The organism is Pseudomonas sp. Z003-0.4C(8344-21), from assembly GCF_900104975.1.
GTDB lineage: Bacteria > Pseudomonadota > Gammaproteobacteria > Pseudomonadales > Pseudomonadaceae > Aquipseudomonas > Aquipseudomonas granadensis.
In genome coordinates this window covers 4,278,477-4,291,184 of sequence record NZ_LT629756.1, presented here as the reverse complement: position 1 = coordinate 4,291,184, position 12,708 = coordinate 4,278,477, and the positions used below count along the sequence as shown (strand labels likewise).

The following is a 12,708-nucleotide window of genomic DNA, read 5'->3' as shown; positions in this document are numbered from 1 at the left end:
GGCTACGGTTTGCTGCGCTGCACCTCCTTCCGCTGTGTCTGGCTGCGCCAGACGGTCGCTGCGCTCCCACGCCCGGATCAATCCCTGCGCTCAGCCTTCCGATGTCGCCGGTGACGCAAGATCAAGATCAAGAGCACGCGAGCTAACGCTCATTGTTGAGTGGTTAGAAGCGCCGCAAGGCTTGAGATCTTCGGTGGATTTGCCCCTCACCCCAGCCCTCTCCCGGAGGGAGAGGGAGCCGATTTGTGGGCTGTTCAAAGTTTACGTACGACTCGGTATTTCACCTCGGCGTAACTCTCGCATCCACCACGGTCAGTTCCCTCTCCCTCGGGGAGAGGGCTAGGCGGGCGGCGTTCCGATGAGGGGCTTTTGATCTGCAGGGTCTGCACGCACGAATCGGTAATCCGCATTCATAACCATAAATCTTCCACACCAAACCAACCCCCAACCCCCAACCCAGACCCCCGCTCCCACCACTCATTACAATGAGCGCCAGCTCGAGTGCTCTTGATCCTGCCGTGCCGGCCCCTTCGGCAGGCTGAGTGGAGGGATCGATCCGGGGGTGGGAGCGTAGCGACCGTCTGGCGCAGCCAGACACAGCGGAAGTAGGTGCAGCGCAGCAAACCGTAGCCGCTGCGCCCGGATCGGTCCCGGAGCGAAGGAACCCGAGCCTGCGAGGGCCGTACGCCGGGGCCAAGCCTTTTTGGGTACTTTTTCGGCGTTTGGAAAAAGTGCCTCGCCGTAAGGGCGAAACCGCCAGCCGCAGCACCCAAAAAAACGGATATTCACCCAAAACTCAAAACTCAAAACCCAAAACCCAAGAGCATGGCCGGCCCAAAGGCCGCCAAGCGCAAAAAAAAACGCCAGCAATCGCCGGCGTTCTTTCTCAAACTCAAAGCGCTGAAAACCTTACCAGTTGTAAGTCACATCAGCCGTCATCGTCCGGCTCTCACCGTAGTAGCAGTCAAGCGTGCTATTACACGCAGCCACATACTTCTCGTTGGTCAGGTTCTGCAGGTTGGCCTGCAACTTCACACCCTTGACATGCAGTGGCGATTTTTCCAGATCGTAGGAAACCATCGCGTCATACACGGTGTAAGACGGCACCTGGAAAGAATCCGACTCGTAGTCCGAACCGTAACTCTGCTGCACATAGCGCGCACCCAGACCCATGCCGAAACCGGCCAGCGCCGTGGAAATATCGAAGTCGTAGTTGACCCATGCCGACGCGGTCAGCGGCGGAGACATGGCCACGGTGCGACCTTCGCGGCCATCGTTGGCGCTGTGCCATTTGGTCTGGTTACGCGACACGGCGGCGAGTACGCGCAGGTTCTGGGTGACGTTGACCTTGCCTTCCAGTTCCACGCCACGCGAACGAACGGTACCGCTCTGCACGCTGAACCCCGGGTTGTCGAGGTCGGTGGTCAGCATGTTGTCCTGGTCGATCTGGTAAGCCGACAGTTGAATAAAACCGTCGACGAAGGTCGGTTCGTACTTGATACCGACTTCGTACTGCTTGCCGGTGGTCGGCTCGAAGGCGCTGCCGCTCAGGTCGGTACCGGTTTGCGGCAGGAACGATTCGGCGTAGCTGACGTATGGCGTGATGCCGTTCGCGAATTCATAGCCCAGGCCCGCGCGGCCGGTGAACTTCTCGTCCTTCTGGTTGCTGTGGCCACCGCTCAGGGGTTGCTTGTTATCGGTTTCGGCAAAGTCATAACGACCGCCGAGCGTCAGGAACCACTGATTCCAGCGCAGTTGGTCCTGGGCGTACAGGCCGGTCTGAGTGATGGTGTTGTCCCACTTGTAGGGCTGGCGGAAGTTGATCGCGCTGCCATATACCGGGTTGTACAGATCGATGCCCGGCGCGGTGCGGTCGTACAGGCCGAGGAACTTCGAGTTGAAATGGTAGTAGTCCACGCCGAGCAGCACGGTGTGCTCGAGTTCGCCGGTGTTGAACTTGGCCTGGGCGATGTTATCGATGCCGTAGACCTTGTTGTGCTGCGACCAGTCCACCGCGTAGCGGCTCTGGAAGCTGTTGTCGTCGAGGCCGGTCACCGGGTTGGTCGGGAATGAATAACCGTGCAGCGGCGCGACATATTGGTCGTTGACGTCGGCGTAGCGCGCGTTCTGCTTGAAGGTCCAGATGTCGTTGAGTTCGTGCGCGACCTCGTAACCGACCACGAATTGCTCGCGGTGGTATTTGTTCACGTCCGGCTCGCCGATGAACAGGCTGCGGCCGATGCGCCCGTTGGACGTGCTCTTGACCGTGCCGAATGCCGGCAGGCCCTGGGCTTCCGGTACGTCGTGGTCTTTCTGGTACTGGCCGAATACGGTGATGGTGGTGCGGTCGTTCGGCAGCCAGGTCAGGCTCGGCGCGAGCAGCATGCGGTTCTGGCTGGCGTAATCGATCGCCGAGCCACTGTCGTTGACCACACCGGTCAGGCGATAAAGGAATTCGCCCTGATCGTCGATCGGGCCGCCGAGGTCGAAGGCGCCGTATTTACGGTCATAGCTGCCACCGCCGATTTTCACTTCGTGCAGCGGGGTGGCGGTCGGGCGCTTGCTGACCATGTTGACGATACCGCCGGGCTGGTTCTGGCCGTACAGCACCGAGGCCGGGCCCTTGAGTACTTCGATGCGCTCCAGGGTGTACGGGTCGATCTGCAGCGAACCGCCGGTGCTGCCGCCGCCATAGGGCATGTGCAGGCCGTCGAGGTACAGCGGGGTGGGCGAGAAGCCGCGCGAGGTCGGTTCGTCGAAAATCTTCACCCGGTCAGCGAAGCCGCCGCCGGTCATGCCCGGGGTGTAGCGCAGGGCTTCGGTGACCGATTGTGAGCCGCGCATCTTGATCTCGTCCTGGGTGACGACGTTGATGGTCTGCGGGATGACTTTGATCGCGGTATCAGTCTTGGAGCCGGTGGCGCTGCGTTTGGCGACGATGCCGTCGACCGGGCCCCAGGCCGATTCGGCAGTGGCGGAAATGTTCGTCGGTGCGAGGTCGAGGCTGGTGCCGCTGTTGCTGCGCGAGCGCAGGGCGACGTTGTTGCCGTCGACGCTGTAGGCAATGTCGGTACCTTTGAGCAACTGCGCGATCGCGGCCGTCGGTTCGAGGGTGCCGCTGACGGCGCTGCTGCGCAGACCACTGACTTCATCCGGGCTGTACAGCACTTGCAGGTTGGTCTGGCGACCGAATTCCTGCAAAGCGCTCCCCAGCGACTGTGCAGGAATATTGATCGCCACGGCTGCAGCCTGTGCCTGACCGACGATCGGCAGCGTGAGGGCCATGGCGCACAGCGCCGGCAAAGTGGAACGCAAGGAGCGGCGGATCAGCAGAGCCTTGGCGAGCGGGTGGAGTCCGTGCGGTGCGGGCATTATTCTTCTACTCTTCAAAGTGTTGACTGAGAACTATTTCTATTAACTGTAGATAAGACGTTGAGCCCTCCGAAAACCGGAAAGGCTCGACACAGTTTTTTTACACATTTTTCACAATCAGGCCGGTTGCAGCTCGGTCAGCACTTTGCCGGCGTTCATCCGCACCAGTTGGTCGGCCACGTCGAAGTAACGATCGTCATGGGAAATGACGATGATGGTTTTGCCCAGGCGTTTGAGATCGGGCAGCAGCTCGGTGTAGAAAATACGCCGGAACGTCGGGTCCTGATCGGCGGCCCATTCGTCAAACACCAGCACCGGACGTTCTTCCAGCCACGCATTGACCAGTGCCAGGCGCTTGCGCTGCCCGGTCGACAGGTCGGTGGTGGTGAAGGCGCCGTCACGCACGCTGACCTTGTGCGCAATCTCCAGCCGTTGCAGGTATTTGTTGGCGTCCTCGGGGATCTGCGTATCGCCCTGGACCACGTCGTCGAACAGGTAGTAGTCGGCAAAGATTGTCGTGAACAACTGGCGGTAATCATCGCGGTTCGCCGCGTCGATCAACTGCTCGTTGAGGCGGATCTCACCCTGCTGCGGCGCGTAAAGGCCCAGCAGCAGTTTGATGAGGGTGGTCTTGCCGCAGCCGTTTTCGCCGACGATGAAAACGATGTCGCCCTGTTCGATCTTCAGGTTCACCGGCCCGAGACGGAAGGGCGCAGCGCCTTCAACGGTCGGGAAACTGTAAGTGACATCGCTCAGTTCGAGGCTGTGTACCGTGTTGTTTTTCGGCGCCTGCTCGCTGAGCAGCAGGTGCGGTTCGGGCGAGGAAAATTGTTCCGACAGATCGGCGATGCGGCGGAAGGCGATCTGTGCGCGGCTGACAATCGGCAGCGTACTGATCAGGTGCTCCAGCGGGCCTTTCATGTACAGCAATACCAGCACGAAGCCGCTGATCACTGCTTTGTCTGCGCTCGGCCAGAACGATTGCAGGACCAGCGCCAGGCCAATCACCACGAAAAACAGCATCGAGCCGAGCGTCTTGGCGATGACGAAAATGTTCACCGAGCGCACCTGGGTGTCGCAGATCTTGTTCGCCGTGCCTTCGATGCCCGAGACGAACATGCGATGGCGGCGCGGGCGGTGGATGCGCAGCTCTTTCGCGCCTTCAGCCACGGCGTGGTAGTTCTTCTGCAGCTCGTCTTCGTAGTCGCGGGCCTTCATGAAGCCCTGCATGCCGCGGCCGCGGGCGATGTACTGGATGACCGTGCTCAGCGCAATCGCCACCACCACCATCAGGAACATCGGCCACGACAACAGGGCCAGATAGCCCATGCAGCCGAGCGTGACGGTCATGGAAATCGCCAGCGGGGCGAAGGCAAACGCGAAGTCGCTGATGGTGTCGACGTCGTGGGTCAACACCGGGATCAGCCGATGGCTGCGGTAGCGCTCGATCTGCTCGATGGGCGCCGACAGGACTTTCTCACCCAGCTCTTTGCGCAATCTGGCGATGATGTGCTGGCCGACATGGTTGGTGCCGATGTCGGAGCAAATCGAACTGGTCAGGGCCAGCAGGCACAACCCGGCGAACACCGCGACCATGCTGTTGCTGACGGCGCCTTCGCTGTGCAGCACGCTGTTGATGGTCGCCAGCAATGCGGTGACGCTCAGCCCGCCGAGCATGCCGAGCAGGGTCGAGACGATGACGATCAGCCGAAAGGGTTTGAGCAGGGCGAACAATTCGTTGATCACCCCGCGTGTTGGTTTGCTCATGGAGGTTCCCTGCTTGAAAGAGCGGCGAAGCACGCATGCCGGAGCGCGGGGTTCGCCTGGATGACGTAGAGGGCGGTGGCGCGCCGTGGCGGTTCGCGCTCACCTGTAAAACGGCTGGCAGGACGGCGAATTTAGCCGGGCGCAGGCGTTACAGATCGCGGGCGACCCGAAAGCCGATCCAGTCGCCGCGGGTGTCGGTGTAGGTGGCGTTGCGATTGCCCGAGCGGGAAAATACCGGCGCTTCACCCCAGTCGTTGCCCCGGATGCGCCGCACTTCGCACTTGCCGCTCAGCCAGGCGCTGCCATCGCTCGGCGCGCCGACGTAGTTCTCGTTGTAGCAATCGGCAGTCCATTCATAGAGGTTTCCGTGCATGTCGTAGACGCCGAAGGCGTTGGCCGGAAAACTGCCGGCCGGCGCGGTGAAGTTGTAGCCATCGGCGGCGCCATAGGTGTTGGCGTGTCGGGCGATGCTGTATTCCTTGCCTTCATCGAAGGGGAAGGGGAACGGGCCGCTGCTGCCGCCACGGGCGGCGTATTCGCGCAGGGATTCGCTGACCAGTCGATAAGCCTTGCCGGTCTTTTTCGACAGCCACGCCACGTAGGCCTCGATTTCCGCAAAGTCCATGCACACCGCCGGATGCTTGTCGGTGTACTGCTTGCGCGGGTCGCTGCCTTGATAGTCGGGAACCCCGGCCTTGCACGCCCGGCCGGGGCGCGTGTCGCCATCGGGCATTTGATAGCCGGTGTCCTTGAGGTAGGCGTCCCACTGACCTTTGAGAATCTGGAAACGGCTGATCGCCAGCGGCTTGGCGAACGTCACCGGATGCATCGGACCTTCGTCTGGCTCGCGCCCGACTTCGTCCTCCGGGGTGCCCATGGTGAACGTGCCGGTCGGCAGCACGACCATTTCGGGGCAGTCCTTGCAGTCCTTGAATACCTTGCCGGGTGCCAGCGGGGTGCTGGCCTGGGCGGTAGCCGGCGACAACAGGACGGCGAGGGTGCCGAGCATCAGCGCCGGCAAAGGCTGCAGAAGAAAACGACGTGGTACGGATTTCATGGCGGCTCTCACTAAAAGAAGAAGGGGGCTCACAGGGCCTGGTCGAGCACGGCCAGCAGGCGGTCGATCTGCGCTTCGTCGTTGAGCAGGCCGGGGGCGGTGCGGATCACCGGGCCGACGTCGCGGTGCACGGCATCGGCAATCACGCGGTTGGCCATCAGGTGCGCAGCGACCTTGTCACTGTCCTTGCCCTTGACCCGGAAGAAGGTGAAACCGGCCGACAATTGCGGGCTCAGCGGCGTCACCATCTCGATCTGCGGACGTTGTTGCAGGCGTCGCTTGAGGTAACTGTTGAGCGCATGAATGCGCGCTTCGACCTCAGCCTTGCCCAGTTGCAGATGCAACTTGAAGGCTTCGTCCAGCGCCCAGCGGTGCTCGAAGGCGTGATAACCGCCGGGCGTCATCGTGGTGGAGAACGCGGTGGCCTCGGAGAAGGTCGGAATCACCGGGGTGACGTATTTCACCTCTTCGAAGCGGCTGCAAATGATCCCGGTGCCCCGTGGGCCGAACATCCATTTGTGCGTGCCGGCGATAAAGAAGTCGCAATTCATCTGCGCGAAATTCAGGTTGTCGACGCCGAAGCCGTGAACGCCATCGACCACGTAGACAATGCGGTCGGCATCGCTGCGGCCGCGATTGTGCTTGTCGACGATCGCACCGATCGCGCCAATCGGCAGTTTCAGACCGCTGCCGGAGTGCACCCAGCACATGCCCAGCACGCGGGTTTCCGGGCGGATCGCATTGTCGATGTTGGCCAGAATTTCGGCTTGGCTGGCGCTGAACACGTCCTTGAACAGCGGGATCTTGCGCACCCGTGTGCCGTCGCGTTCGCTGCGCAGCGCAAGGGTGGTGTGGGTGGCGTAATGTTCATGGACGGTGGTGAGGATTTCCTGATCGGCGCGTACGTGCACGCCACCGTAAATCGTCGCCAGGCCTTCGGTGGTGCTGCCGGTCAGCGCGATCTGTTTCGGGCTGGCCTCGAGGTAACGGCCGGCCCAGACCCGCACGTTTTCTTCACGCTGTTCGATCACCCCCAGATCCCAATCCATGGCCAGGCCGGGATTTTTATCGAGGGCGGCGCGATGCCGGGCAATCGCCTCGCGAACCGGTTTGGGGTGCGAGGTGATGAGGAAGTTGGAGAAGTGCAGATAGTCCGGATCCTGCTCGAACAGTTGCTGCAATTGCGCCCACTGGTTGCGCGGCAGCGGTGCGTTGCTTGCCGCACGGGCGACATTCGGCAGGCTCGCCCCCAGCGGCAGCGCGGCGGCTAGAATCCCGGCCTGCTTGAGAAAGTCACGACGATTGCTCATGGCGTGGCGGTTCCCGGCGCGGTGGCCAGTGCCGGTTTCGCGGCTTTCTCGACCTGATCCCAGACGCGCAGGAAGTTGCCGCCCCACAGCTTGGCAATGTCCGCTTCGGAGTAGCCGCGCGAGATCAGCTCGGCAGTGACGTTGCGAATCTCGCCCACATTTTCGAAACCTTTGATGCCGCCGCCCTCGTTGAAGTCGGAACTGATGCCGACATGATCGATGCCGATTTTGCGGACGGCGTAATCGATGGCGTTGCCCAAGTCCTTGAGACTGGCTTTCGGCTCCTCCTCGAGGATGCCGTAGAGGCGGCTGGCGTACTGGCCGAATTTCTGCTCGGACCATGCCGCGATGATCGGGTCGCCGGGCATCAAGGCCATGGCCAGGTTCGGCAGCGGTGGCAGGTCGAAGTCCTTGCGCATCTCGTTGAGCTTGTCCTGCGTGGCCTGGGTCAGCGGGCGCAAGTACTGGGAAAATGCGACGATCTGCACCACGCCGCCGCTGTTCTTGATCAGCTGCATTTCCTTGTCGCTGAGGTTGCGCGGAATATCGACCATCGCCCGCGGCGCCGAATGCGAGGCGATCAGCGGGGTACGGCTGAGTTGCGCGACCTGCTCGAGGGCTTTGCTCGACATTTGCGACACATCGATGATCACCCCCAGATCATTGAGGCGCTTGACCGCTTGCTTGCCCAGATCCGAGAGGCCATCGAGGGCGTCCGGTGAGTCGTTGAGAAACGGCAGCGGCCGCGACGAGTCGGCCCAGTCGTTGTTGCCGATGTAGCTGAAACCAAACATGCGCATGCCACGCGCCGTCCACAGATCCAGCAGGTTCAGGTCGTGGCCCAGCGGGTAGGCGTTGAGCATGCTGATGAAAATCGCGAATTTACCCTCGCCGTGCAGGCGACGGAAATCGTCCGGCGTGTAGGCGATGGCGACTTGATTGGGATAGTCGCGAACCATGCCGCTGATGATCTTGAAGCGAATTTCCTGCTGGTTGCGCGCCTCGTCGACGAAGCCGGGCGTCGGTTTGTGCGGGGCGTTCGGGCCGTTCCACATTTCCGGCCAGCCGAAGATGGTCAGCGCCGCACCGGACAGTCGCCCGCGATTGGCCTTGGCCAGGTCGAACTGACCGTCGCCGTCCTTGTCGGCTTCATGGCCGTCAGTGCCGAAGTTCTGCGTCAGGCTGACGTGGCTGTCGAAGGACAGCATGCGTTCGTGCAGTTCATCTGCCTGTTGCATCACTTTGACCGGGTAGCCGAGATCGTCCTTGAACCAGTGGTGCCACACGGCAAAGCCGGCGCCGGCGCTGATCGCGAGGGCTAACGGCAGGCCGATGAATAGAGCCTTTTTCGAACGTGGTTTTGTCATTGCCATCTCAGTCGGGTTCGCCAGTGAGGTGCAGGCGCGGCGGCCTTTGCTATCTGGGAAGAACGAGTGATCGGCGGGGAAATTTAGGCTGGCCGCGTGCCGGCGAACATGCCGCTTAAATTTGCCGGAGCAACAAACGTTCTAGCTTGGATAAAGCCTGCTTCATGGCTGACACAGGTAGGGCAATGAAGATTTCTCGACGATGGTTCATGGCCGGTCTGGCGCTGACCGGCGCGGCCGTGCCAGCGGCTTATTTCGGGCATCGCGAATGGACAAAACCGGACCCGACGATCACCCCGGGCGAAGCCTCTTTCGATGTGGCGGACGTGGCCGGTCAGCGCCTGGCGAACGCCTTGCGCGGGGTCTGGGATATCCGTTTCGAAGGCGCCGATGCCGGCCTTGAAGGCTTGCCGAATACCGGTCTGCAAGTGTTCCTCGATATCGGTCAGAAGGGCCGCGGCGTCTGTGGTTTTCTCGACACGCCGCAGCGCTTGCGCTCTGGTGACACACCGCGTTACCGGATTCTCGGCGATCTGGCCAAGGCCGATGCCGCGAAACTCGGTTGGCGGTTGATCGGCGCCGATGGCCAGATCGGTTATGAGCTGGAAATGATCCTCGATGAAGTCTGGGCCGACTTCGGCAATGCTGGCAGCGGCACCCTCAGCGGCAAGGCGCTGCGTCTCGATCGGCCATTGAGTTTGCCCGTGCAGGACAACCGTTTCGTTGCGGTCAAGCAATTGTTCCCTGAAGCCCGCGAACGCACACCGCTGAATGAAACATTGCTGGCGTGGCTGATTTCCCCCGAGCATCGCCTGTTCCACCAGTTGTGGCATGCGACCCGTGACAAGTGGCACAAACTCCCCGAGGACAAGCGCGAGGCATTGCGCGGCATCGGTTGGCAACCCGGCCCTCGCGATCACGAGCGCGATGCCCGTGGCCCGCGCAAGGATCGTAATGGCTCGGGTGTGGATTTCTTTTTCATGCACCGGCACATGCTGGGTATTGCGCGCTCGATGCAGCATTTGCCGTCGTGGGAATATTTCCCGCTGCCGCAGCCGGAACTGATCCGCGACCGGCTCGGTTTTGCCCGCTATTTCGATAACCACGACGGCACCGCGTTACCGCCGACCTGGACCGCCGCCGGCGACGATGAATTCAGCCAGTGGGTCAGCGACATCAAAACCGCCGAAACCTATGAGAGCAACTTCCAGGTCTGGGAGTCGCAGTACCGTGACCCGGCGTACCTGGCCAGACTGACCCTGGGCCAGTTCGGCTCCGAGGTCGAGCTGGGCCTGCACGACTGGCTGCACATGCGCTGGGCCTCGGTGCCGCGCGATCCGTCGAATGGCCAGCCGGTGCCGTTCGCACGCGATCCGGCCGACTTCGCCGCGCGCTGGTACCGCCCTGAAAACGACTTCCTCGGCGATCCGTTTTCCTCGCACGTCAATCCGGCGTTCTGGTATTTCCACGGCTGGATCGATGACCGCATCGAAGACTGGTTTCGCGCCCACGAACGTTTTCATCCGGGCGAAGTCAAGCGTTTGCAAGTCAATGGCGTGCCATGGTTCGCCCCTGGGCGCTGGGTCGAAATTGACGACCCGTGGTTGGGCCCGATCACCCACGGCTGCAGCCCCACGCCCGGCCTGCAGATGGGCAAAACGGTAGAAATGGACCCCGAAACCATGAAACTGGCACTGCGCATCACCTTCCTCACCGACGAAGAAAAACTCGCCGGCCTGTTCCGCCGCGTGCCGCAACGACCATGGTATGCACGGAATCTGAAGGCTAAAGCCAGCCCGGCTTGACGACCAAAAGCAACGTCAAAAGCCCCTCATCGGAACGCCGCCCGCCTAGCCCTCTCCCGGAGGGAAAGGGGACTGACCGTGGCGGATGCGAGGGCTACGCCGACTCGAAATACTGAGTCGTACTCAGGTTCTGAACGGCCCACAAATCAGCTCCCTCTCCAGGGGGAGAGGGCTGGGGTGAGGGGCAGCCACACCACAAATCCCAAGCCAACCACCCGCTTCTAACCACTCAACTATGAGCGCCAGCTCGAGTGCTCTTGATCTTGCCTAACCGGCGACATCGGAAGGCTGAGTGGAGGGATTGATCCGGGCGTGGGAGCGCAGCGACCGTCTGGCGCAGCCAGACACAGCGGAAGGAGGTGCAGCGCAGCAAACCGTAGCCGCTGCGCCCGGATCGATCCCGGAGCGAAGGGACCCGAGCCTGCGAGGGCCGTACGTAGGAGCAAGCGTTTTTTGCTTACTTTTTTTGGCGTTTGAAAAAAAGTGAGTCGCCGTAAGGGCGAAACCCTAAGCCGCCGTTACCGCAGCAACGGATATGTACTCCAAAAAAACAGCGCCTGAAAGAAAGCCATCGCTTGCAGGCAAGCTCCCACAGGGAAAGTGCGTACACCGGTCCAAAGCTGGCGCCCAATCACAGCGCCCGCCACCCACCCCCCAACGCCTTGTACAGCGCAATACTCGCCTGCACCCTCGCCAGCCGCAGCTGCACCTGCTGATCCTGCGCGGCATACAGCGTGCGCTGAGTCTCCAGCACCGTAAGCAGATCCTCAGCGCCCGCTTCGTAACGGCTCTGGGCAATGTTGAAAGCGATCTGCGCCTGACTCAACTCCTCGGATTGCCACTGCCGCTGCTCATCCAGACCACGAATGCTGTTCAGGGCTTTTTCCACATCGGCGAAACCATTGACGATCGCGCCTCGGTAAGTTTCCAGCAGTTCCTGCTGACGCGCCGTGGCCTTGTCACGTTCAGCGCCGAGGCGACCGTTGTTGAAGATCGGCGCGACCAGGCCGGCGGTGAGATTGTAAAAAGGGCTGCGCAACACATCATCGAACTGATCGGCACCGGAGCCCAGTTGCGCCGTCAAAGTCAGCGTCGGCAGCATCGCCGCACGGGCGACCTTGACGTCGGCCTCGGCGGCGGCCAGTTGCGCTTCGACGCGGGCGATGTCCGGGCGCCGACTGAGCAGTTCGCTGGGGATGCCGGCCGCAATCTCGGGCCATTGCAGATCGTCGAAAGAACCGGTTGGGGCCAGTTGTTGCACCGGTTGGCCGAGCAGTGCCGCGAGGCTGATCAACGCGGCCTGGGCCTCCTGTTGCACGCGCGGTAATTGCCACTGCCGGGCGGCGACCAGACTCTTCTGTTGCGCCAGTTCCAGTGCCGTCGCCGAGCCTGAATCGAAGCGTGTCTGCACCAGTTTCAACACCCGTTGCGCGTTGGCCAGATTCAGTTCGGCGATGCGGCTTTGCTCGCGTAGCGCCAGGGTCTGCGCATACGCAGTGGCGACGCTGCTGAGCAGGGTCAGTTCGACCGTCGCGCGGTCGAACTCACTGGCCTGCAAGGTGAATTGCGCACTGTCGCGGGACGCACGTTTACCGCCCCAGAAATCGACTTCGTAGGTAGCGCTCAGGCTGGCATCGAAATAGTCCACGGCCTGGTTGCTGCTGTCAGCATCGAGCTGGCTGTAGCCATTGCCGCGCAGCAGCTTTTGCCGATTGCCGTTGAGACCGGCCTTGATTTCCGGCAACTGCGAGCCACCGGCAATCACCGTGCCGGCCTGGGCCTGGCGCACGCGCGCAACCGCAGCGGCGAGGTCGAAACTGCCGAGGCGGGCCTGTTCGATCAGGCGATCGAGTTCCACGCTGGCAAATTGTGTCCACCACTGCCGATCACTCTGGGCGACGCTGGCGGCGTGCGGCGCTTGCCAGGCCGCGGGTGCCTGCACGCCGCTGTCCGGGCGCTGAACGGGACTGCCGCAAGCGCTGAGCATCAGGCACACGGTCAACACACTGAGACGCGGTTTCATAGATCGA

Annotated in this window: 7 protein-coding genes; 1 reads left to right on the top strand and 6 read right to left on the bottom strand. The window is 61.9% G+C overall.

Annotated features, from left to right (window positions below; all coding sequences use genetic code 11):
• Positions 1–909: 909 nt before the first annotated feature.
• The 5 genes from BLU24_RS19435 to pvdM form a co-directional block, all read right to left on the bottom strand.
• The gene (locus BLU24_RS19435) at positions 910–3,372 is read right to left on the bottom strand and encodes a TonB-dependent siderophore receptor (protein WP_093102915.1); all 2,463 of its coding nucleotides are present in this window, start codon (positions 3,370–3,372) and stop codon (positions 910–912) included.
• 117 nt (positions 3,373–3,489) lie between these two features.
• Complete coding sequence (locus BLU24_RS19430; RefSeq protein ID WP_093102912.1) at positions 3,490–5,139, bottom strand: cyclic peptide export ABC transporter; 1,650 nt, start codon at positions 5,137–5,139, stop codon at positions 3,490–3,492.
• 148 nt (positions 5,140–5,287) lie between these two features.
• A complete protein-coding gene (gene pvdO, locus BLU24_RS19425) occupies positions 5,288–6,196 on the bottom strand; it encodes a dihydropyoverdine dehydrogenase (RefSeq protein WP_093102909.1) in 909 nt (302 codons plus the stop codon).
• A gap of 29 nt (positions 6,197–6,225) precedes the next feature.
• Positions 6,226–7,506 carry a pyoverdine-tailoring periplasmic protein PvdN gene (gene pvdN, locus BLU24_RS19420; protein WP_093102906.1) on the bottom strand — a complete coding sequence of 427 codons (1,281 nt, stop codon included), beginning with the start codon at positions 7,504–7,506 and terminating at the stop codon, positions 6,226–6,228.
• Positions 7,503–8,873, bottom strand: a complete 1,371-nt coding sequence (pvdM, locus tag BLU24_RS19415) for a pyoverdine-tailoring dipeptidase-like protein PvdM (RefSeq protein WP_093102903.1) — start codon at positions 8,871–8,873, stop codon at positions 7,503–7,505. Before pvdM ends, pvdN begins: the two co-directional genes overlap by 4 nt.
• A gap of 185 nt (positions 8,874–9,058) precedes the next feature.
• Here pvdM and pvdP point away from each other — a divergent pair, with 185 nt between their 5' ends.
• Positions 9,059–10,678: a pyoverdine maturation tyrosinase PvdP gene (gene pvdP / locus BLU24_RS19410; protein WP_093102900.1), complete on the top strand. Its 1,620-nt coding sequence runs from the start codon at positions 9,059–9,061 to the stop codon at positions 10,676–10,678.
• 631 nt (positions 10,679–11,309) lie between these two features.
• Here the strand turns inward: pvdP and BLU24_RS19405 are convergent.
• On the bottom strand, positions 11,310–12,701 hold the full coding sequence (locus BLU24_RS19405; RefSeq protein WP_093102897.1) for an efflux transporter outer membrane subunit: 1,392 nt from the start codon (positions 12,699–12,701) through the stop codon (positions 11,310–11,312).
• Positions 12,702–12,708 lie beyond the last annotated feature (7 nt).